The 20464-nt window shown below is 59.9% G+C and carries 17 protein-coding genes, 5 tRNA genes, 2 pseudogenes and 1 other annotated feature; of the genes and pseudogenes, 13 read left to right on the forward strand and 11 right to left on the reverse strand.

What is annotated here, in order from left to right; all coding sequences use genetic code 11:
- Both E0L15_RS06880 and spoIIR read left to right on the forward strand, forming a co-directional pair.
- Positions 1-294 (forward strand): annotated as a pseudogene (locus E0L15_RS06880) (4-(cytidine 5'-diphospho)-2-C-methyl-D-erythritol kinase); the annotation flags it as partial.
- Positions 295-479: 185 nt separating this feature from the next.
- Entirely contained in the window at positions 480-1103 is a 624-nt protein-coding gene (gene spoIIR, locus E0L15_RS06885; protein ID WP_168125030.1) for a stage II sporulation protein R, read from the forward strand.
- A gap of 6 nt (positions 1104-1109) precedes the next feature.
- On the opposite strand, the gene E0L15_RS06890 is transcribed toward spoIIR, so the two are convergent.
- From E0L15_RS06890 to E0L15_RS06900, 3 genes are all read right to left on the reverse strand, one after another.
- Positions 1110-1919 (reverse strand): MetQ/NlpA family ABC transporter substrate-binding protein, encoded by an 810-nt coding sequence (locus E0L15_RS06890; protein WP_168125031.1) that lies wholly within the window; start codon positions 1917-1919, stop codon positions 1110-1112.
- A 60-nt stretch (positions 1920-1979) separates the two neighbouring features.
- Positions 1980-2246: a binding site (T-box leader), on the reverse strand.
- A 117-nt stretch (positions 2247-2363) separates the two neighbouring features.
- Positions 2364-3065 (reverse strand): methionine ABC transporter permease, encoded by a 702-nt coding sequence (locus E0L15_RS06895; protein ID WP_087232820.1) that lies wholly within the window; start codon positions 3063-3065, stop codon positions 2364-2366.
- Between the two features lie 58 nt (positions 3066-3123).
- Complete coding sequence (locus E0L15_RS06900; protein WP_168125032.1) at positions 3124-4128, reverse strand: ATP-binding cassette domain-containing protein; 1005 nt, start codon at positions 4126-4128, stop codon at positions 3124-3126.
- Positions 4129-4895: 767 nt separating this feature from the next.
- Here E0L15_RS06900 and E0L15_RS06905 point away from each other — a divergent pair.
- From E0L15_RS06905 to E0L15_RS06920, 4 genes are all read left to right on the forward strand, one after another.
- The gene (locus tag E0L15_RS06905; protein WP_168125033.1) at positions 4896-5570 is read left to right on the forward strand and encodes a response regulator transcription factor; all 675 of its coding nucleotides are present in this window, start codon (positions 4896-4898) and stop codon (positions 5568-5570) included.
- Positions 5567-6562, forward strand: coding sequence for a HAMP domain-containing sensor histidine kinase (locus tag E0L15_RS06910; RefSeq protein WP_168125034.1), 996 nt, complete (start codon positions 5567-5569; stop codon positions 6560-6562). The genes E0L15_RS06905 and E0L15_RS06910 overlap by 4 nt, the downstream gene beginning before the upstream one ends.
- Before the next feature lie 293 nt (positions 6563-6855).
- Positions 6856-7539 (forward strand): ABC transporter ATP-binding protein, encoded by a 684-nt coding sequence (locus tag E0L15_RS06915; protein WP_168125035.1) that lies wholly within the window; start codon positions 6856-6858, stop codon positions 7537-7539.
- Positions 7536-10157 (forward strand): ABC transporter permease, encoded by a 2622-nt coding sequence (locus E0L15_RS06920; RefSeq protein ID WP_168125036.1) that lies wholly within the window; start codon positions 7536-7538, stop codon positions 10155-10157. The genes E0L15_RS06915 and E0L15_RS06920 overlap by 4 nt, the downstream gene beginning before the upstream one ends.
- A gap of 700 nt (positions 10158-10857) precedes the next feature.
- On the opposite strand, the gene E0L15_RS06925 is transcribed toward E0L15_RS06920, so the two are convergent.
- The 8 genes from E0L15_RS06925 to E0L15_RS06955 form a co-directional block, all read right to left on the reverse strand.
- On the reverse strand, positions 10858-12123 hold the full coding sequence (locus tag E0L15_RS06925; protein WP_168125037.1) for an ATP-binding protein: 1266 nt from the start codon (positions 12121-12123) through the stop codon (positions 10858-10860).
- Between the two features lie 6 nt (positions 12124-12129).
- The gene (locus E0L15_RS06930; protein ID WP_087371557.1) at positions 12130-12786 is read right to left on the reverse strand and encodes a response regulator transcription factor; all 657 of its coding nucleotides are present in this window, start codon (positions 12784-12786) and stop codon (positions 12130-12132) included.
- Positions 12787-12806: 20 nt separating this feature from the next.
- Entirely contained in the window at positions 12807-13451 is a 645-nt protein-coding gene (phoU, locus tag E0L15_RS06935; RefSeq protein ID WP_087232761.1) for a phosphate signaling complex protein PhoU, read from the reverse strand.
- Positions 13452-13464: 13 nt separating this feature from the next.
- Complete coding sequence (pstB, locus tag E0L15_RS12220) at positions 13465-14220, reverse strand: phosphate ABC transporter ATP-binding protein PstB (RefSeq protein ID WP_087232764.1); 756 nt, start codon at positions 14218-14220, stop codon at positions 13465-13467.
- 15 nt (positions 14221-14235) lie between these two features.
- Positions 14236-15084 (reverse strand): phosphate ABC transporter permease PstA, encoded by an 849-nt coding sequence (pstA, locus tag E0L15_RS12225; protein ID WP_087232767.1) that lies wholly within the window; start codon positions 15082-15084, stop codon positions 14236-14238.
- Between the two features lie 3 nt (positions 15085-15087).
- The gene (gene pstC, locus E0L15_RS06945; protein ID WP_168125038.1) at positions 15088-16002 is read right to left on the reverse strand and encodes a phosphate ABC transporter permease subunit PstC; all 915 of its coding nucleotides are present in this window, start codon (positions 16000-16002) and stop codon (positions 15088-15090) included.
- Between the two features lie 126 nt (positions 16003-16128).
- Entirely contained in the window at positions 16129-16989 is an 861-nt protein-coding gene (locus tag E0L15_RS06950) for a phosphate ABC transporter substrate-binding protein (protein WP_206020582.1), read from the reverse strand.
- A gap of 135 nt (positions 16990-17124) precedes the next feature.
- Positions 17125-17643 (reverse strand): putative ABC transporter permease, encoded by a 519-nt coding sequence (locus tag E0L15_RS06955; RefSeq protein WP_168125039.1) that lies wholly within the window; start codon positions 17641-17643, stop codon positions 17125-17127.
- Between the two features lie 158 nt (positions 17644-17801).
- Between E0L15_RS06955 and pyrB the strand changes: the two genes are divergently transcribed.
- The 7 genes and pseudogenes from pyrB to E0L15_RS06990 all read left to right on the forward strand — a co-directional run.
- Entirely contained in the window at positions 17802-18857 is a 1056-nt protein-coding gene (gene pyrB, locus E0L15_RS06960) for an aspartate carbamoyltransferase (protein ID WP_087232776.1), read from the forward strand.
- Positions 18858-18942: 85 nt separating this feature from the next.
- Positions 18943-19016, forward strand: a tRNA-Gly gene (locus E0L15_RS06965).
- A gap of 3 nt (positions 19017-19019) precedes the next feature.
- Positions 19020-19096: transfer RNA gene (locus E0L15_RS06970), tRNA-Arg, on the forward strand.
- Positions 19097-19307: 211 nt separating this feature from the next.
- Positions 19308-19383: transfer RNA gene (locus E0L15_RS06975), tRNA-His, on the forward strand.
- A 55-nt stretch (positions 19384-19438) separates the two neighbouring features.
- Positions 19439-19513 (forward strand) — tRNA-Gln (locus E0L15_RS06980).
- Positions 19514-19565: 52 nt separating this feature from the next.
- Positions 19566-19641: transfer RNA gene (locus tag E0L15_RS06985), tRNA-Lys, on the forward strand.
- 357 nt (positions 19642-19998) lie between these two features.
- Positions 19999-20376 (forward strand): annotated as a pseudogene (locus E0L15_RS06990) (ATP-binding cassette domain-containing protein); the annotation flags it as partial.
- Positions 20377-20464 lie beyond the last annotated feature (88 nt).

Genomic DNA, 20464 nt, shown 5'->3' on the forward strand with positions numbered 1-20464 from the left:
AAGATCACCTGCCGCCCCGACACTCAGGGGCTGGTAAAGGCCCTGGAGGCGGGAGACTTACAGGGGGTGGCACGGCGACTGTACAACGTCTTTGAGGACGTGCTGGAGCCCCGCCACCGCCAGACGGTGGACGAGATCAAGTCCACCCTCATTGAGTACGGCGCTCTGGGGGCTGTCATGTCGGGCAGCGGCCCCACCGTGTTTGGGCTCTACCAGGACGAGGGCACCGCCCGCAAGGCCGCCCAGGTGCTGGGGGAGCAGTACAAAGCCGTGTTTGTGTGCCAACCCTGCTGAGAACACCGTAGGGGCCGGGCTTGTCCGGCCCGCAAGCAGCCGGACATTGCCCTGTGATATTCGGGAGGGGCAAGCCCCTCCCCTACGGATCAACTTAAAAAATGCTTGCATTTTTTGGACTAAACAATAAAAACACCGTCCATACTGTAAGAGACTTCAATCTCTTACTTAGGACGGTGTTTTTTATGTATACCCATCGTTTGTACCGCTGGGAAGCAGCCCTTCTCATGGCCTTCGCCATCCTCCTCACCATCGGCATGTGGGCCAGCGTGACCCAGAGCGCCCTGGCCGACGAGGTGCTGCGCCTCCATGTGGTGGCCAACTCCGACAGCGACGCCGATCAGGCGGTGAAGCTCCAGGTGCGGGACGCCATTCTCGCCGCCGCCACCCCCTATCTGGACGGGGTGCAGGGTCAGCAGCAAGCCCAGCAGGCCCTGGAGCCCCATTTGGAAGAACTGGCTCAGGCGGGGGCACAGGTACTCCGCGAAGCGGGGATGGACTACCCCATCACCGTGTCCATCCAGGACGTGTGGTTCCCCACCCGGGAGTACACCGACTTCGCCCTGCCTGCCGGGACCTACCGCTCCCTCCAGGTGATTCTGGGGGATGGGGTGGGCCACAACTGGTGGTGCGTGGTGTACCCCCCTCTGTGCGTGGGGTCGGTGAGTGAGGAGAGCGTGGAGACCTCCGCCTCCGGGGTCCTCAGTGAGGACCAGATCTCCCTCATCTCCGGCCAGGACGGAGAATATGTCCTGCGCTTTAAGGTGCTGGAGTGGTGGGACAGCCTGGTGCAGCACTTTCAAGGTTGACGCTGCTTAGAACACGGGCACCACAGAGCCCTGATAGGTCTCCTCCATGTACTCCTTGACCTCGTCGGACTTGAGGGCCTTCACCAGGGCCTGGATGGCCTCGTCGTTCTCCCGGCCCTCTTTCACCGCCAGGACGTTGACATAGGCGGTAGCAGCAGCACCGTCGGCGGACTCAATGGCCAGGGCGTCGGACACCTTCAGTCCAGCCCCGATGGCATAGTTGCCGTTGATGACCGCCAGGTCCACGTCCGCCAGACGGGAGGGAATCTGGGCGGCCTCCAGCTCCACGATCTCCAGGTTCTTGGGGTTGTCCACAATGTCCAGGATGGTGGCGTTGATGCCGGCGTCCTTGTTCAGGGTGATGAGCCCCTCCTGCTCCAGCAGCAGCAGGGCCCGGGCCTCGTTGGTGGCGTCGTTGGGCACAGCGATCTGAGCGCCGTCGGACAGAGCGTCCAGGGAGGCGGTCTTGCCCGCGTACAGGCCAAAGGGCTCGTAGTGGATCTCGGCCACGCTCACCAGGTGGGTGCCGTTGCTGGCATTGAAGTCGTTCATATAGGTGATGTGCTGGAAGTAGTTGGCGTCAATGGAGCCGTCCTCCACCGCCTCGTTGGGCATGATGTAGTCATTGAAGGTCTTGATCTCCAGGGTGTATCCCTCTTCGGCCATGATCTCCTTGGCCACCTCCAGAATGCCAGCGTGGGGGGTGGGGGAAGCGCCTACCACCACGGTCTTGTCGTCTTTCTTGCCGCCGCAGCCAGCCAGCAGGGACAGAGTGGCCGCACAGGCCAGGGTCAGAGCCAAAATCTTCTTTTTCATAAAAACCTCTCCTTTTTCGATACATAAAACAAAAACGCCCTTAACAGAAAATCCAATTCTGTCAAGGACGAGAGCCTTCGCTTCGTGGTACCACCTTGGTTCACTTTCACCTCACGATGAAAGCCTTACAGAGTGCGGGAGGGTGAGCTACTACCATCCGATACTCCTGTGCGATGACGGGCACTCCCGTCGCAGCCTATGCAAGGGCCCTTGCAGTCGGTGCGCAGCTCCGAGACCATGTTCACCGTGACCTTCCGTACCCGTTTCCAGCTACCCGGGCTCTCTGTGCCGTATCTTCACGCCTACTCTTCTCTTCATTGCCTTTGTGAAACCGTATTTTGTTTTACTGGGCAAAAGTATAACCTCCTCCACCCCAGTTGTCAACCAGCGCATTGCACAAAACATAAACCGAGAGAGCGGCTCGCTCTCTCGGTTTTACACACATTATTGGAGTCCGGCCTTCTCGCCCCGGTGTGCTTTCCGGGCAGACTTGCCTCGCTTGTTGGTGACCCGGCGGTCCAGAGCCACAGCGAAATGGGTGCCCAGGGACTGGAACACCTGGACCATGACCACCAAAATCACCACGGACACATAGAGGATGAAATACATCTTGCGCTGGTAGCCGTAGTTGATGGCCAGGCTGCCCAGACCGCCGCCGCCGATGGCGCCGGACATGGCGCCATAGCTCAAAATGGTGATAAAGGCGGTGGTGAAGCCGATGAGGAGGGAGGGCAGGGCCTCCGGCAGCATCACCTTGCGGATGATCTGCATGGGGGTGCAGCCCATAGCCTGGGCGGCCTCCAGAATGCCCTTGTCGGTCTCCCGCAGGGAGGCCTCCACCAGGCGTGCCACAAAGGGGAAGGCGGCACAGATCAGGGGGATGATGGAGGCGGTGGTGCCCACCGAAGTGCCCAGAATCATCCGGGACAGGGGGATAACCATAACCATGAGGATGAGGAAGGGCACGGAGCGCAGGAGGTTTACCACGGTGTTGAGCACCTTCATCAGCCAACCGGGCAGGGGGCGCACGCCGCCCTTCTCCCCGGTGACCAGAATGACGCCCAGGGGCAGGCCGATGACATAGGAGAAGAAGGTGGCCACGATGGTGGAGTAGATGGTCTCCCAGATGGCGGTGCCCAGCTCCATTTGCAGATACATGAGCTGTTGGCTCAGGGGCGTGTTGCCGAACAGGGTTCCAAACAGTTCATCCATGATAGTCGTGCACCTCCTCCATGGTCACATTGGGTTGATTCTTGATGTACTGGATGGCCCGCTCCCGCTCCTCTGCGTTTTCCGGCAGGCCCAGCAGCATGGTGCCGAAGGCCTTGCCGTCCACGTTGCGGGTGTCGGCACCCAGGATATTCACCTTCACCTGGCAGTCCATGGCCAGGGAGGCGATGAGGGGCTCATAGGAGGAGCTGCCGTTGAAGGCGATGCGGATGACATTGGCCGCAGGCAGCTGGTCGATGATGACCCCGTCGGGGTACACCAGACGGCGGCCCGCCTCGGTCTTGGGGTTGGAGAAGGTCTCCTCCACCGTCCCCGTCTCCTGGAGCACGCCGTGGTCCAGAATGGCCACATGGGAGCAGATCTCCTCGATAACCCCCATCTCGTGGGTGATGATGACCACGGTGATACCCAGGCGGCGGTTGATGTCCTGAATGAGGCGCAGAATGTCCCGGGTGGTCTTAGGGTCCAGGGCGGAGGTGGCCTCGTCGCACAGCAAAATCTTAGGGTCGGAGGCCAGGGCACGGGCGATGGCAATGCGCTGCTTCTGGCCGCCGGAGAGTTGGGCGGGGTAGGCGTCCGCCTTGTCGGGCAGGCCCACAATGTCCAGCAGCTCCCGGGCCTTTTTCTTCACCTCGGGGCCCTTCTTCCCCGCAATCTCCATGGGGAAACAGATGTTGTCCAGGCAGGTACGCTGCATGAGCAGGTTGAAGTGCTGGAAAATCATGCTGATGGAGCGGCGGCGGCGGGTCAGCTCCTTTTGGGACATGGCGCACAGGTCTTCCCCGTCGATGACCACCTGTCCCTCACTGGGCCGCTCCAGCAGGTTCAGGCAGCGCACCAGGGTGGACTTGCCCGCCCCGCTCATGCCCACGATGCCAAAGATATCCCCATCTCCAATGGTCAGGGACACATCGTGCAAGGCGGTGAGCTCCCCCTCCGGGGTGGGGAAGCGCTTGGTGATATGTTTTAACTCAATCATAGGATCTTCTCCCTTTGTTTTCAAACAGTGGTTTGATTCTATGACAATTTTCCTACTGTGTCAATAGGGGATACATCCCATTGTCTCCTCCTCTGCTTTAGAAGTCTCTACTTCTCCGATTTCTCCGGCGCAAACCTGCGTCCCAGCCGGGGACGCTCCGCTGGGCCCCATTTCTCCCCGATGAGAAATGGGGGAAAGAATCGCCAAAGGCGGGGCCTTCCCCCGCCTTGTGGAATCCACCCCGCGGTACGGGGTGTCCCTGCGTCCTCCTCTTTGCGGCCCTTAGACTGGTGGGGTCACATAGATGGTGTGAAACTTCTATAGAAAGTACCTACTTCTCTGACAGACAGTGCTTCTACCTCCAGGGCCTTACTCTGGTGGGCCGCTGTTCCCAGCGATCGGCGGCGGGAACGCCGCTTCTCCAGGGTAGGCCCGGCTGTGGAAACCACCTAGCCATAGGGCCAGCTGCCCAAGGTGGCCTGGTGTGGTGGCACGACTAGGCGCCACAGCAAGGGTGACGGGCCGAATTTAGACTTGACGCAGGCCCAGTCTCGTACTCAAAGGGAGGTCCTTAGGGGGGAACGCCCTAAGTGGCTTTTCGTCCATTTTGGCCACTCAAAATGGACCCCAGCGGAGCGTCCCCGCCAAGATGGGGACATTCTCCTGAGAAATTGGAGAAGAGAAAGCCTTCCTGTTACTCTTGGCATGTTTCTCCCTGGAAAAAGGCATGCATGTATGGTATCATGACAAAAAAGGCGGGTGAAACTATGCAATCCATTCTCTTAGTGGAAGACGACAAACACATTGTGGACAACCTCACCGAGTATCTGGAGGGGGAAGGCTTCCGGGTGGGCTGCGCATCGGGCCAGGCCGGGGCTCTGGAGCGGCTGGAGCAAGAGCGGTTCGACCTCATCCTGCTGGATATCTCCCTTTCTGACGGCAACGGCTTTGCGGTGTGCTCGGCGGTCAAGGCCCTGTACCACCTTCCGGTGATTTTCCTCACCGCCTCCGGGGACGAGTACAGCACCGTCACCGGGTTCGAGGTGGGGGCGGACGACTACATCCCCAAGCCCTTCCGCCCCCGGGAACTGCTGATGCGCATCAAAAATGTGCTGCGGCGCACAGGCAGCGGCGGCGGGCTGGTGCGCCTGGGCCGTGTGGAGGTGGACACCGTGCGGGGCACCGCCACCAAGGACGGCCGGGACCTGAACCTGTCCGCTCTGGAGTATCGGCTGCTGCTGATGTTCCTCAACCACCCCGGGGCCGTGCTCACCCGAAGCCAGCTGCTGGAGGGCATCTGGGACATCGCCGGAGACTTTGTCAACGACAACACCCTGACGGTGTACATCAAGCGGCTGCGGGAGAAAATCGAGGACGACCCCCAAAGCCCCACCCTCATCAAAACGGTGCGGGGTCTGGGCTATAAGGCGGAAATGAGGTGAATCCCTTGGAGCACAAGACCGTCACCCGGCTGCTGTATCTGGCCCTCACCGGGACTGCCGCCGGGTTCGGGTGGTACCTGGGGGGCGTCCAGGGGCTGCTCCTTCTCCCCCTGTGCCTGGGCTTTTGGGGCTTGGCGGAGTGGAACGCCGCCCGCACCGACCGGGAACTGGCCCAGCTCTCCCAGACCCTCAACCGCATCCTCCACGGGGAGGAGCACCTGGGAGTGGAGGAATACAGCGAGGGAGAACTGGGCATTCTGCGCAGTGAAATCCACAAGATGACGGTGCGGCTGCGGGAACAGCAGCAGGCCCTGCAAGCGGACAAGGTGTACCTGGCCAACTCCCTGGCCGACCTATCCCACCAGCTGCGCACTCCCCTCACCTCCATGAATCTGGTGGCGGAACTGCTGTACAAAGAGGACCTCACCCCCCAGCGGCGGGCCAAACTGTGCCGGGAGCTGGCCCAGTTGCTGAGCCAAATGGACTGGCTGGTGACCACCCTTCTCAAGCTATCCAAGCTGGAGGCGGGCACCATCCCCTTCCGCTCGGACACCGTCCCCCTGGAGGAGATGGTGCGCCAAGCCGCCGCCCCCTTCCTCATCCCCATGGAGCTGCGGGAACAGACCTTCTCGGTGGACTGTTCCGGCTCCTTCACTGGGGATGTGCATTGGACGGCGGAAGGAGTGGGCAACCTCATCAAAAATGCCATGGAGCACACCCCCGCCGGGGGTTCTATTACGGTTCGTGGGCGGGAAAATGCCCTCTTTAGTGAGCTGGTGGTGGAGGACACCGGGCCGGGGATTGACCCCCAGGACCTGCCCCACCTCTTTGAGCGGTTCTACCGTGGCTCCTCCCGCACCTCCCACGGCTTTGGCATCGGCCTGTCCCTGACCCAGCGCATTGTCACCGGGCAGGGCGGCACCATCCAGGCCCGCAACCGCACCCCCCAGGGGGCACAATTCGTGTTACGCTTTTACAAGGGGACCGTCTGATGGGACGATCTCCTTGTATTTTTCAAAAGCCCTCGGCAGAGTTTTCCCGCCAAGGGGCGGGAAAATAATTGAAATCTGTTTTTTCCGGGGACATGTGCATCGGAAAAAACACTTCTCAGCCCGCCAGTGTGGCCTTGGGTCGCCCTTTGACCCAAGGATGCATGCAGCGGGCTGCATCCCCTCTCGAAAATGCTGGCATTTTCGAGAAGTGTGACGGATCTGTCACTTGAAAGTCACGGCCCTGTCACCTGGGTCTGATATCATAAAGCCACAATCCCAAAGGAGGAATGAACATGGAACTGCTTCGTGTGGAGCATTTGTGCAAAACCTACGGCACCGGGGAAAATCAAGTCAAAGCCCTGGATGACGTATCGTTTTCCGTAAACCGAGGGGAATTTGTGGCCATCATCGGCCCCTCCGGGTCGGGCAAGTCCACCCTGCTGCACCTGCTGGGGGGCGTGGACAAACCCACCAGCGGCAAGGTGTATGTGGACGGCTGCGACGTGTACGCCCAAAACGAGGAGAAGCTGGCCATCTTCCGCCGCCGTCAGGTGGGGCTGATCTACCAGTTTTACAACCTCATCCCTGTGCTGGACGTGGTGGAGAATATGACCCTCCCCGTCCAGCTGGACGGGCAGAAGGTCAACCAAAAGCGGCTGGGAGACCTGCTGGACACCCTGGGGCTGCGGGGCCGGGAACGGCACCTGCCCAACCAGCTCTCCGGCGGCCAGCAGCAGCGGGTGTCCATCGGCCGGGCGCTGATGAACGCCCCGGCGGTGGTGCTGGCCGACGAGCCCACCGGCAACCTGGACTCCAAAAACAGCCAGGAGATCGTGGAGCTGCTGCGGCTGTCCAACCGCACCTACCACCAGACCCTCATTGTCATCACTCACGACGAGTCTCTGGCCCTCCAGGCCGACCGCATCATCGCCATTGAGGACGGTAAAATTGTGCGGGACGAGGTGATTCGCCCATGAACGTGCTGCACAAGCTCACCCTCCAGGCCCTGAAGCAAAACCGCACCCGCACCATTGTCACCATTATCGGTATCATCCTGTCCACCGCCATGCTGTGCGCCGTGACCACCTTCACCACCAGCTTCCAGCAGTTTATGCTGGACGACAGTGTGTACTCCTCCGGCAGCTGGCATGTGGGCCAGAAGGATACCACTTACAGCGAATATCAGCAGCTGTCCCAAGCCGACGGCGTGGCGGAAGCCGTCTATTTGCAGCACCTGGGCTACGCCCAGGCAGAGGGTAGTTTCAACGAATACAAGCCCTATTTCTATCTGCTAGGCCTGTCAGATACGGGGGCTGACCTGCTCCCCATCCATCTCACCCAGGGCCGCATGCCCACTTCTCCCGATGAAATTGTCCTACCTCAGCACTTTTTTGACAACTCCACCCAGCGCTATCAGGTGGGAGATACCCTTACCCTGGACTTGGGACAGCGCATGTCCGAGGGTTTCGCCCTGGGGCAAAACAATCCGTTCAACCTTGACACCGAGGAGACTCTGGAGGTGACCGACACCCGTACCTACACCGTGGTAGGCATCTGTCAGCGGTTTGGAATGGAGGACTACTCCGCCCCAGGATATACCGCCTTCACCGTAGCCGACTCCAATCTGGCCGAGGATGCCACCTGTGACGTGTACCTGGCCATGGAGGACATGACCCAGGCCTACGACTTCCAACAGGCCCACGATTTAGAGCAGGACAATCGCAACGTGCTGATGTACTCCGGCGTATCCAGATATGATACGTTTTACACCGTCCTCTACCGCCTGGCCGCCATTGTCATGGTCATCATCATTGCCGCCTCGGTGGTGCTCATCTACAACGCCTTTGCCATCTCGGTGTCCGAGCGCACCCGGCAGTTTGGGCTGCTCTCCTCTCTGGGAGCCACCAAAAAACAGATGCGGAACATGGTGCGCTTTGAGGCCCTGGCCCTCAGCGCCATTGGCGTCCCCCTGGGTATCCTGTCCGGCATCCTGGGCATTGGGGTTACCCTCCACTTTGTGGGAAAACTCTTTGCTTTCTCCAGCACCCAAGGGGGAGTGGCCATGGAGCTGCATGTGTCCTGGGTGGGCGTTCTGGTGGCGGTGGTGCTGGGTGTGGTGACGGTGCTGCTCTCTGCCTGGCTTCCCTCCCGTCGAGCCACCAAAGTGTCCGCCATGGAGGCCATCCGACAGTCCCAGGACATCCACGGCACAAAAAAGCTGGTGCGCCCCTCCCTGCTCACCCGGAAACTCTTCGGCCTGCCCGGTGTGCTGGGGGTGAAGTACTACAAGCGCAGCGCCAAGAAGTACCGCACCACGGTGTTCAGCCTCTTCCTCAGCGTAGTGCTCTTTGTCTCCGCCTCCTCCTTTTCCTCCTCCCTGGCCAAATCGGTGGGCGGGGCCTTCGGCGGGGACACCTACGACCTGTCGTTTCCCTATTACACCGAGGATGCTGACATTGCACCCAACACCCTGCTGGACCAGCTGCGGGGGTTGGACAGCGTGGACGACTCCGCCTATGTTCTGAGCTTCCAGCTCACCGGTGGCTTCCGCCCGGAGGATTTGAGCCAGGACATGCAAGCGCTGTCCACTCCGGTGGACGGGACGATTTACCAGCCCTTCGATCTGAGCTTTGTAGACGACGACACCTACCAGGCCCTGTGTGCAGCGCGGAAGCTGGACCCCGCCGCCACCTCCGGCATCGCCTTTGACGGCATCACGGAATTCGATTCTCAACAAGAGAAATACGTGTACCTGTACCAGCTGGAAGCCTCCTCCCTGTCCATGTCGGCCCTCACCTTTGACCAGGTGGCCAACCACTACCCTGACTCCCCCGTGGATGGGCTGGACGGAACCGTCCAAGTGCCCTATATTGATGCGGATAACGGCACGCCCACCCTCTATCCGCTGGAGGATGTGGCCCACATCACACCCATAGAAGTGACCTTGGTGGAGAAAGAATGGCCCTATTTTCTCTCCAACCGTGGACTTGTGACGGTGCTCTATCCCATGTCCCAGCTGGAGGAGTTCCCCGTGGACCTCTCCCGGGGAAGCTATTACTTCTATATAATGGCCTCGGACCATCAACAGGCGGAGACGGACATCAAGGCCCTGATGGCCAACCACCAGCTGCGCCCCGGCAACCTGTTTAACAACGCCGAATATGACGAGTCCAACCGGAACCTCATCACCATCATCAATGTGTTCTCCTATGGGTTCATCGCCCTCATCTCCCTGGTGGCCATGACCAATGTGTTCAACACCATTTCCACCAACGTCCTGCTCCGCACCCGGGACTTCGCCATGCTCCAGTCGGTGGGCATGACGGCGCGGGAGATGCGGCGGATGCTGGGCTTTGAGTGCATCCTCTACGGCACCCGGGCCTTGATTCTGGGCATTCCCGTGTCCATCTTCCTCAGCTACCTCATCTTTGACGCCATCGCCCAAGGCTATCCCCTCCCCTTCCAAGTGCCCTGGATTCCCCTGGGCATCGCCTGTCTGAGCGTGTTCCTGGTGGTGTTTGCCACCATGGCCTACGCCGCCCGAAAGGTTGGCAAGCAGCAGCTGGTGGAGGCGCTGAAAAACGAGAATTTGTAACCGATTTCTTGTATACAGAAGGATTGTACTCCTCCGATTTCTCAGACGGAAACCTGCGCCCCCGGTGGGGACGCTGGCGCTGGGGTGACTTTCTGCCGCCAGAAAGTCACCAAAGGCCGCCAAAGGCGGGGCCTTCCCCCGCCTTGTGGAATCCACCCCGCCGGTACTGGTTGAAGCGTGCACCTTCCTCTTTTCGGCCCTTGGACTGGTGGGGCCACATAGATGGCATGGCAATTCTATTGTAAGTTTCAACTCTACAGCAAATAAACTTCTACCTTCAGGGCCTTACCATGGTGTGCAACTGTTCCCAGTTGCGGATAGCCTGGCTCCCGGCGGTGGGAACGCCGCTTCTCCAGGGTAGGCCCGGATAGGGAAATCACCCAGCCATAGGGCCAGCTACCCAGGGTAGCCTGGTGTGATGGCAGTAACAGAAGCCACAGCAAGGGTGACGGGCCGAATCGAGACTTGACGCAGTTCCAGCCTCGTACCCCAGGGAGGTCCTTAGGGGGGAACGCCCTAAGCGGGTTTTGGTTCCTTTTGACCGAGCAAAAGGAACCCCCAGCGGGAAGCGTCCCCACCAGACTGGCAAGCCGGAACCATGGGCGGTTAGAGCGCTCATTCCTCCACCTCATGGATATTAAATGAAGATTTACTCAAAAGAAGGGCTGTCCCCCGTGGACAGCCCTTCTTTTGTACGTATTCAGTTCTTAGCCAGAGGCAGGGTCACCGACACAGTGGTGCCGGAGCCCACCACGCTGGCCAGCTTGATCTGGCCCTGGTACAGGGCCACGATGTGCTTAACAATGGCCAGGCCCAGTCCCGTGCCGCCAGCGGCACGACTGCGGCCCTTATCCACCCGGTAGAACCGCTCAAAGACACGGCTCTGGCTCTCTTCTGGGATGCCGATGCCGGTGTCCGCCACCACAAAGCGGGCCATACCTTCTGCCACACCCACGGTGACGGTGACCCGTCCCCCCTTGCGGTTGTACTTGATGGCGTTTTCCATCAGATTGATGGCCACTTCCTTGAAGCGGTCGGGGGCAATGCAGGCCACCACCTCGCCGCCGGTGACGTTGAGCTTCACCCCGGCCTTGTCCGCCTGGGGCTGGAGGATGGTCTGCACCTCCTGGGCAATGCTCTTCAGCGGGGCCCGCTCGGTGCCGGTGGCTCCCGCCACGGTCTCCAGCTCGGAGACGGTGAGAATGTCGTCCACCAGATTGGACAGCCGGTCCACCTCCACCGAAATCATGGTCAAAAACCGCTGTTGATCCTCCGGCTTGGTGACCATCCCGGAGGAGAGCATGTCGGTAAAGCCCTTGATGGAAGTGAGGGGAGTTTTCAGCTCGTGGGTGACGTTGGCGGTGAACTCACTGCGCGCCGATTGCAGGGTCTCGTCCACCTGGCGCACGGCCACCTCTGCCTCCTCCACCGGCTTGGCGGTGGAGGCCGCCAAGCGGCGGGCCAGCAGCAGAGCCAACGCCAGAGACAGCACCGCAGCAGCCACAAGGCCCACAGCGGTCTGGGCCACCAGGGTGTCCACGGTGGACAGGGACATGGCTGCCCGTCCGATGTAGCCGTCGGTGAACACCCGGGCCACGTAAATGGTGTAGATGCCGGTGGTGGCGGAGCGGCGCACGTCCTCTCCCACCCCGTTTTCCTTGGCCTCCATCGCCTCAGGGCGGGTGGCGTGGTTCTCCCGGGACTCCTTGTCCGTATCGCCCAACACGGTGCCGTCGGGGGAAATGATGGTCAGGCGCTTTTCCGGGGCCGCCTTGGTGAACTGCTCCAGCAGCTCCTCCGTCCAGGTCTCATAGTTCTGGGCGTCCATGAGGGCCAGCAGCTCGGTGAGGTTTTCTCGGGCAGTGTCCATCTCCCGCTGGCGGAAGGTCCAGATACCCACCACCCCAGAGAGCAGCACCGACAGAGCGGCAATGAGGAAAATGGATATGGTCAGTTTCTTCTTCATCGGTTCTCACCCCATCTTATAGCCCACGGAGCGCACCGTGGTGATATAGCCCTCCCCCAGCTTCTGACGCAAGGCTTTGATGTGCATGTCCACGGTGCGGGTCTCACCGGTGAAGTCGTAGTTCCACACGGCAGCCAGAATCTCGTCCCGGGTGAGGACGGTGCCCCGGCGGCGCACCAGCAGGCACAGCAGTTCGAACTCCTTGTAGGTCAGGGCGATGTCCTCCCCGCCCCTGGTGACGGTGCGCCCGGCGGGGTCGATGACCAGGTCCCGGTAGCGGAGCATGGGGTCCCGATCGCCCACCCGGCGCATGACGGCATTGACCCGGGCTTGCAGCTCCATGACCCCGAAGGGCTTGGAGATGTAGTCGTCCGCCCCCAGGTCCAGGGCGGTGACCTTGTCCATCTCGGTCTGACGGGCGGTGAGCATGATGATGGGCAGCTTGGCCGTGGCCTCCTCCCCTCTCAGACGGCGGACAATGTCCAGCCCGTCCATGCCGGGGAGCATCACGTCCAGCAGCGCCAGGTCTGCCACGGGGGCGGCATCAAAGAAGTCCTCCCCGCTTTCAAAGGCCAACACCTCATGACCCATGGATTTGAAATAATACTCTAACATGGTGCGGATGGACTCGTCGTCCTCCACCACCGCAATACGAAGGGTCATGGTGCCTCTCTCCTTTTTTCTTACTGAATTTCTCCGGTGACACAGAAAATGGCCCAGTTGGCAATGTTCACGGCGTGATCGGCCACTCGCTCCAAGTACTTGCCGATGATAATCAGGTCCACCGAGCGGTCGGAGTGGTCGGCCCGGGAGGCAATGCGCTCCACCAGAATCTTCTTGAGCTGGACAAACAGGTCGTCCACCACGTCGTCCAGGTTGATGACCGCCCGGGCGGTGTTCTCGTCCCGGTCCACGTAGGCGGCAATGGCCTGGCGCACCATCAGCCCCGCCTGGCGGCTCATGGCCACGATCTCCTCGGGCACGTCGGGCTTGTCGCCGCTCTCGGCAATGAGCAGGGAGATCTCGGCGATGTTGGCAGCCTGGTCTCCAATGCGCTGTAGATCAGTGACCATCTTCATGGCAGCGGAAATGGTGCGCAGGTCCCGGGCCACCGGCTGCTGGCGCATGAGCAGGGACATGCAGCGGTTCTCAATGTCCCGCTCCATCTGGTCCATGGTGTTGCGCATCGCGATGGTGGCCTTGGCTCCCTCCGCCTTGCCCTGGGTCAGGGAGGCGGTAACCAGGTCGATGGCGTCCTGGGTGGTAGTACCCATGGCGGTGAGCTCGTGGCTGAGCTCCACCAGCTCGGCATCAAATGTCTTTCTCATGCAGCGTCCCTCCTTAGCCGAATCGTCCGGTGATGTAGTCCTCGGTGCGCTTGTCCTTTGGCACGGAGAACAGTTTCTCGGTGTCGTCGGCCTCCACCAACTCGCCGTGGAGGAAGAAGGCGCAGCGGTCGGACACACGGGTGGCCTGCTGCATGTTATGGGTCACGATTACTATTGTATACGATTTTTTCAATTCTGCAATCAGATCTTCGATCTTGGAAGTGGAGATGGGGTCCAGAGCGGAAGTGGCCTCGTCCATGAGCAGCACGTCGGGCTCCACGGCCAGGGCTCGGGCGATGCAGATACGCTGCTGCTGGCCGCCGGACAGGGACAGGGCGGACTTCTTCAGACGGTCCTTCACCTCGTCCCAGATGGCAGCGCCCCGCAGAGACTTCTCCACGATCTCATCCAGCTGCTTTTTGTTGTGGATGCCGTGGGTACGGGGGCCATAGGCGATGTTGTCATAGATGGACATGGGGAAGGGGTTGGGCTTCTGGAACACCATGCCCACGTGACGGCGCAGCCAGGTCACATCCACCTGGGGGTCAAAGATGTTCTGGTCCCGGTAGAGCACCTTGCCCTCGATCTTCACCGTGGGCACCAGGTCGTTCATCCGGTCCAGGGTCTTGAGGAAGGTGGACTTGCCGCAGCCAGAAGGCCCGATGAGGGCGGTGACCTGGTTTTGGGGCATCTCCAGATTGATATCCTTCAGGGCATGGTTCTGGCCATACCACAGATTCAAATTCTCCGTTTTTAAAATGGCGTTCATGGGAGCAGTTCTCCTTTACTTGTTCTTCAGACGGCTGCCGGCCACAGAGGCCAGGAGGTTGATGACCAGGGTGATCACCATCAGGACAGCGGCCACGGCCAGGGCGCTCTGCACGTCACCGTTTTCGTTGACGTACACGTACAGGGCCACGCTAAGGGTGCCGGAGGAAGTGGTGAGGGCGTCAAAGAAGTTGTTGACCACGCTGCCCATACCGGCGGTGAAGAGCAGGGCGGCGGATTCGCCCACGATACGGCCAACGGCCAGGATGCAGCCGGTGACGATGCCGTCCACGGCGTTGGGCAGCACCACGGTGCGCACCATGCGCCACTTGCCGGCGCCCAGGCCCAGAGCGCCCTCCCGGTAGGACTGGGGCACGGTCTTCAAAGACTCCTGGGTGGTACGCACGATGGTGGGCAGAATCATGATGACCAGGGTGAGGCCGCCACCCAGGATGCCGTACTTAAAGCCCAGAACCTGCTGGAAGAAGAGCATACCCACCAGACCGAAGATGATGGAGGGGATACCAGTGAGGGTCTCGGTGGCAAACTCGATGATGGACACCAGCTTGTGGTTGGTGGCGTACTCGGTGAGGTAGATAGCCGCTCCCACACCCAGGGGGAGCACGATGACCATGGACAGAAGGATGATGTACAGGGTGTTGAGGATGTTGGGCAGAATGCCGTCGGTGCCACGGATGAGGCTGCGCTGGGTGGTGAGGAACTCCCAGGTGATGCCGCCCAGGCCACGGTAGAAGACGTAGCCGATCATAAACACCAGCAGGGCGATGGTGAGGGCGGCGCACAGGTAGAGCAGGCCCCGCAGGCCGCGGTCATAGATGCGGCGACGCAAAGACAGATGTTCCACGAGTTAACCCTCCTTTTTATTTTTGACAAACAGGTTGAGTGCCACGTTAATGAGCATGATGAAGAGGAAGAGGACCAGAGCAATGGAGAAGAGGGATTCCCGCCACAGAGAGCCCACGGTGGCGTAGTTCATCTCGGAGGCGATGGCGGTGGTGAGGAAGCGCACGGGGGTAAACAGGCTGCCGGGCATGTTGGGCACGTTGCCGGAGACCATGATGATGGCCATGGCCTCGCCGATGGCACGGCCCACGCCCAACACGATGGCGGTGGCCACACCGGAACGGGCGGCGGGGAGAGAGACCCGGAAGATGGTCTCGGTGTGGGTGGCGCCTAGGGCCAGGGAGGCCTCCTCATACTCCTTGGGCACAGCCCGCAGAGCGGTCTCAGCCACGTTGATGATGGAGGGCAGAATCATGACGGTAAGTACCACGATGGCCGCCAGCAGGTTGGCGCCGGAGGACAGGTGGAAGGCCTTCTGAATGGTGGGCACCAGCACCACCATACCCACCAGGCCGTACACCACCGAGGGGATGCCAGCCAGCAGGGACACGGCGGAGCGAATCACAACCGCCAGGCGGTGATTGGCCACCTTGGCCAGGAACATGGCGGTGAGCACACCCACAGGCACGCCAATGAGAATGGCGCCGCCGGTACCGGCAAAGGAGGTGAGGATGAAGGGCAGGATGCCGTACACTCCGTTTTTGCCGTCCCAGGTATCTCCAAACAGGAAATCTGTCACGCCAATTTCCAGCATAGCAGGCAGACCGGAGATCACCAGGTAGACGCTGATGAACAGCACGCTGGCCACTGCCACAATGCCGCACAGGAAGAAGATGTTCTTCACCAGCCACTCTACGCTGTCCCGCAGCCGCCGGGCCTTCTGGGCCTTGGCCTGGTCGTTTTGTTTCTCTTGCGCCATGGGGACCGCCTCCTTAGGGGTTTGGGTTATCACGTTCTCGTTATCCAAGTTTTTCATTCTCCTTTACACAGGGGAACGGCCCCCATCCCGTGTGGGGGATGGGGGCTGGTCCCGTAGCCTTGTTTCTTACTTGGCGGTAGGCACAGCGCCAGCCTGACGGATGAGGTCAGCGGCGTCGGTGGACATAGCCCAGTCAAAGAAGGCCTCAGTCTGAGCGGACATCTCGGCGCCCTCCTTGGTCACGATGACGAAGGGACGCTGAATCTTGTAAGTACCGTCCAGAATGGTGGACTCGCTGCACTCCACACCGTCCACGGTGATGGCGGACACGCCGTCCTGGCCCTCCACCTCAGACAGAGAGGCGTAGCCGATGGCAGCGGCGTTGCCGCGCACGGCCTCGATGACAGCGCCGGTGGAGGTCAGCTCCTGGTCCAGCTTGCAGCTATCCGCGGTCTCGGTGATGGACTCGAAGCCGTCACGGGTGCCGGAACCAGCCTCACGGCCGATCACAGCGATGTCACCAGCCTCGCCGCCCACCTCAGACCAGTCGGTGATCTCACCGGTGAAGATCTTGGAGATCTGCTCCACGGACAGGTCGGCCACGGCGTTGTCGGCGTTGACGATGATGGCGATGCCGTCCAGAGCAACGATGTTCTCCACCAGACCCTGCTCCTTCTCCTCGTCCTTCAGAGCGCGGGAGGCCAGGCCCAGATCAGCGGTGCCGTTGGCAGCAGCCTCCACACCAGCGGAGGAACCGCCGCCCTCCACGGACACGGTGACACCGGAGTTGTCGGTGCTGAACTGCTCAGACAGGTAGCCCATGACCTTGGACATAGAGGTGGAACCCAGGCACATCACGGTGCCGGACAGCTCGGAGCCGTCGGTCTTGTCGGAACCGCTCTGGGTGTTCTCAGCGGACTGGTTGCCGCAGGCAGCCAGGCTGAACGCCATGGCGCCAGCCATCAGCATAGCGATAAACTTCTTCATTTGTTGTCTCTCCATTTCATATTCGTTGTGTTTCATGGTCTCTCTTGGGAACAGCTTTGAGTTTACAAAAGAATTGTAAAGAGTGCGTCCAGGGCTTTGTAAAGTCTGTGTAAAGCGGCCCTTTTCTACCTATTCTTAGCGATACCATTGTAATACCGCGGTGTTTTTCTCCCGTTTTAGTGCAATACTACTAATGAGGCAGTCCGCCCCCAGCACAATCCAGGCGGGCACGGTAAAGGCGGTTGGAAGGGCGGAAACGCAAATCTTTACAATTGGGTGCACTGTGTAAACCAGTGCCAGAGCCAGGCCAGACCAGGCCAAAGAAAAGGGTAAACAAACCAATCCGCACACATTCCAACGGATTTGGGAGTAATTCCAAAAGGCCACCCCCAACACATATTTATAATAAAGTCCAAACAGCAGTTCCACCACTGTGGCCGCCCCGAAGCCCACCCCCATCACCCACAGGGGCTGAGGGTGAACGCCGCTGAGGGCCACAATGGCCACAGCCCCAACCCCGTACACCGGGCATAAGGGCAGCAGCAGCAGGCACTTGCGTCCACTGCCCCGGCCATGGACGATCTTGGCGTAGGCCACCTCCAGCAGGTAGCCCAAAAAGCTGTAAACCAAAAGATACCAGATCCATGTGTTCATATCTCATCCTCCCCGTCTGCATAGTCTGTCCCAAAGGTGGGATTCTCATGAAGCGTATAAAATTTTTTCTCACAGGCCGATGATTTACCACCAGTTACCTGTTGTTTGCCCGGTGGGATTGTGATACAATGTATCGAACTTTGCAAGGAGGGACCGATATGCGTCATTTGATTGACTTCGGGGATTTGAGTAGACAGGAATGGGACGAGATCTATCAGAGAGCCGACAAAATCATCAACAACCCAGAACAGTATTTAGATGTATGCCACGGTAAGGTGTCGGCCAACCTGTTCTATGAGCCCTCCACCCGCACCAACTTCTCCTTCCAAACCGCCATGATGCGCCTGGGCGGATCGGTGTTCGGCTTTGCCGACCCCAACTCCTCCTCGGTGGCCAAGGGCGAGACGTTGAAGGACACCATTAAGATGGTATCCAATTATGCGGATGTCATCGTCATGCGCACCCCCTGGGAGGGCGCTGCCAAGGCCGCCTCTCTCTACGCCGATGTGCCGGTGATCAACGCCGGTGACGGCGGCCACATGCACCCCACCCAGACCACCGCCGACCTGACCACCATCACCCGCCTGCGGGGCAGTGTGGACGGGCTGTCCATCGGTCTGTGCGGCGATTTGAAAAACGGACGTACCGTCCACTCTCTCATCAAGGCTCTGTCCAAGTTCAAGGACATCCGCTTCTATCTCATCGCGCCCCGGGACCTGGCCATTCCTCAGTACCTGCGCCAGTTCATGCAGGAGCGCAACATGCCCTTCGTGGAGGTCACCGGCCTGGAGGCTGTCATTCCCCAGCTGGACGTGCTGTACATGACCCGGGTGCAGAAGGAGCGGTTTGTGGACCCCCTGGAGTATGAGCGCAACAAGGGCATTTACGTGCTCACCCGGTCCAAGCTGGAGCGCGCCCGGGAGAACCTGCTCATCATGCACCCCCTGCCCCGGGTGGACGAGATCACCGTGGATGTGGACGACGACCCCAGAGCGGTATATTTCCAGCAGGCCCGGTTTGGCATGTTCGCCCGCATGGCCCTGCTGTCTGATCTGGCCAACCAGCCCCGGAAGACTCCCGACCCGGTGGAGATCGGCACCAAACCCGTGTGCCACAACCCCCGGTGCATCACCCAGACGGAGCTCTATCTGCCCCCGCTGGTGAAGAAGAACGGCGGCGTGGACTGCTGTGCTTTCTGCGATGCACCCCTCTAATTGATTTTTTGAAAAAAGGGCTTGACACCCCAGACATTCTGTGCTATTATACACAGGCTGATGTTTGGGGCGTCACCCTTAACCTGCGGGTGTAGTTCAATGGTAGAATCCCAGCCTTCCAAGCTGGTCGCGTGGGTTCGATTCCCATCACCCGCTCCATACGCGCCTGTAGCTCAGGTGGATAGAGCAACTGCCTTCTAAGCAGTGGGTCAGGGGTTCGAGTCCCTTCAGGCGTGCCAATCATTTAGAGTTTTGCCTCTGAATGAGATTCCTGCATTGCTGGCAGAAGGCACTCCTGTTGCGCATCAAGGTTCGCCTTCGGCTCCCTTTCTGCGGAAGGGACTTTGGCCGGCGAACTTGCCACCGGCAAGTCCGCTGATCGGCCAAACTTCAGGCGTGCCAGCCCATTTGAGGGCCTCTCCCCGTCCCAAGCGCAACAAAGTCAATATGGTGGGTATAGCTCAGTTGGCAGAGCACCGGATTGTGGTTCCGGGTGTCGTGGGTTCGAGCCCCATTACCCACCCCATACTGTGGCTAAGGGCCGGAGCGTCCGCTCCGGCCCTTGCTTCCATCCTCTTCATTGGGGTGTAGCCAAGTGGTAAGGCACGGGACTTTGACTCCCGCATTCGTTGGTTCGAGTCCAACCATCCCAGCCAGACCATTGTCCCCCTGGCTCGCCCGGGGGGACTTTGCGGAATAACTTCATATGACCTAGTAGCTCAGTTGGTAGAGCAACGCCCTTTTAAGGCGAAGGTCCGGGGTTCGAGTCCCCGCTGGGTCACCACGTCGGAGCAAGCGTCATATCGCTTGCTCCGACTTTTTTCAAAAGTCAGAGTGCGCTCATTTTGCTGCTCCTCCTTTCCAAATCGAACCCGCTGCGCTGGGCTTCGATTTGGTTTTAGGTGCAGACCTGATAGCCGTGCATCTATACTGTTGCGATACTTCATCGAAAATGCGTTATTTTCTCTTTTTCGGAGGAAATAACGCATTTTTTCGTCATGTTTGAAAATTGGCCCTGATTGAAAATTCAACTTTAATTCAACTCGCTCTGAAAAGGTCTATCTCTTTACCGGAAGCAAGGTGACCGGTGGATTCTGCGTGACCAGAAAGGGGCTGCTCCTGCCATCCAAGCTGGGCCATAATCATGGAACTGCCCGACGGCTTTGACACTGTTATCGGCGAAGGTGGAGCCAGTCTCTCCGGTGGAGAGCGGCAGCGGATCTCCATTGCCCGCTGCATTCTGAAGGATGCCCCCATCGTCATTCTGGATGAGGCCACTGCCAGCGTGGACGCCGACAATGAGAGCTACATCCAGGAGGCCATCACCCAGCTGTGCCGGGGCAAGACCCTGCTGGTCATTGCCCACCGGCTCAATACCATTCGTCACGCCGATGAGATCCTGGTTATCGACCAGGGGCGCATCGTCCAGGCCGGCGCCCACGACACACTTATGGAGGAGGAGGGCATTTACCGCCGCTTCATCACCGCCCGCTCCAATCCCACCGGTTGGTGCCGGTAAAGGCAGAGGCGCAAAAGAAAAGAATGACCGGGATGCGTGTCCCGGTCATTCTTCGTTCCAGCTTCTTCCCTTGATTGATCCCGGAGAA

The sequence above is a fragment of the Pseudoflavonifractor sp. SW1122 genome (assembly GCF_012027765.1).
In the GTDB taxonomy this organism is placed as follows: domain Bacteria; phylum Bacillota; class Clostridia; order Oscillospirales; family Oscillospiraceae; genus Enterenecus; species Enterenecus faecium.

Excerpts from the sequence above, each read along its gene's own strand:
- spoIIR (WP_168125030.1), top strand. The coding sequence starts at position 480 with ATGTATACCCATCGTTTGTACCGCTGGGAAGCAGCCCTTCTCATGGCC.
- E0L15_RS06890 (WP_168125031.1), bottom strand. The coding sequence starts at position 1,919 with ATGAAAAAGAAGATTTTGGCTCTGACCCTGGCCTGTGCGGCCACTCTG.
- E0L15_RS06895 (WP_087232820.1), bottom strand. The coding sequence starts at position 3,065 with ATGGAGCTGGGCACCGCCATCTGGGAGACCATCTACTCCACCATCGTG.
- E0L15_RS06900 (WP_168125032.1), bottom strand. The coding sequence starts at position 4,128 with ATGATTGAGTTAAAACATATCACCAAGCGCTTCCCCACCCCGGAGGGG.
- E0L15_RS06905 (WP_168125033.1), top strand. The coding sequence starts at position 4,896 with ATGCAATCCATTCTCTTAGTGGAAGACGACAAACACATTGTGGACAAC.
- E0L15_RS06915 (WP_168125035.1), top strand. The coding sequence starts at position 6,856 with ATGGAACTGCTTCGTGTGGAGCATTTGTGCAAAACCTACGGCACCGGG.
- E0L15_RS06920 (WP_168125036.1), top strand. The coding sequence starts at position 7,536 with ATGAACGTGCTGCACAAGCTCACCCTCCAGGCCCTGAAGCAAAACCGC.
- E0L15_RS06925 (WP_168125037.1), bottom strand. The coding sequence starts at position 12,123 with ATGAAGAAGAAACTGACCATATCCATTTTCCTCATTGCCGCTCTGTCG.
- E0L15_RS06930 (WP_087371557.1), bottom strand. The coding sequence starts at position 12,786 with ATGACCCTTCGTATTGCGGTGGTGGAGGACGACGAGTCCATCCGCACC.
- phoU (WP_087232761.1), bottom strand. The coding sequence starts at position 13,451 with ATGAGAAAGACATTTGATGCCGAGCTGGTGGAGCTCAGCCACGAGCTC.
- pstB (WP_087232764.1), bottom strand. The coding sequence starts at position 14,220 with ATGAACGCCATTTTAAAAACGGAGAATTTGAATCTGTGGTATGGCCAG.
- pstC (WP_168125038.1), bottom strand. The coding sequence starts at position 16,002 with ATGGCGCAAGAGAAACAAAACGACCAGGCCAAGGCCCAGAAGGCCCGG.
- E0L15_RS06950 (WP_206020582.1), bottom strand. The coding sequence starts at position 16,989 with ATGAAGAAGTTTATCGCTATGCTGATGGCTGGCGCCATGGCGTTCAGC.
- E0L15_RS06955 (WP_168125039.1), bottom strand. The coding sequence starts at position 17,643 with ATGAACACATGGATCTGGTATCTTTTGGTTTACAGCTTTTTGGGCTAC.
- pyrB (WP_087232776.1), top strand. The coding sequence starts at position 17,802 with ATGCGTCATTTGATTGACTTCGGGGATTTGAGTAGACAGGAATGGGAC.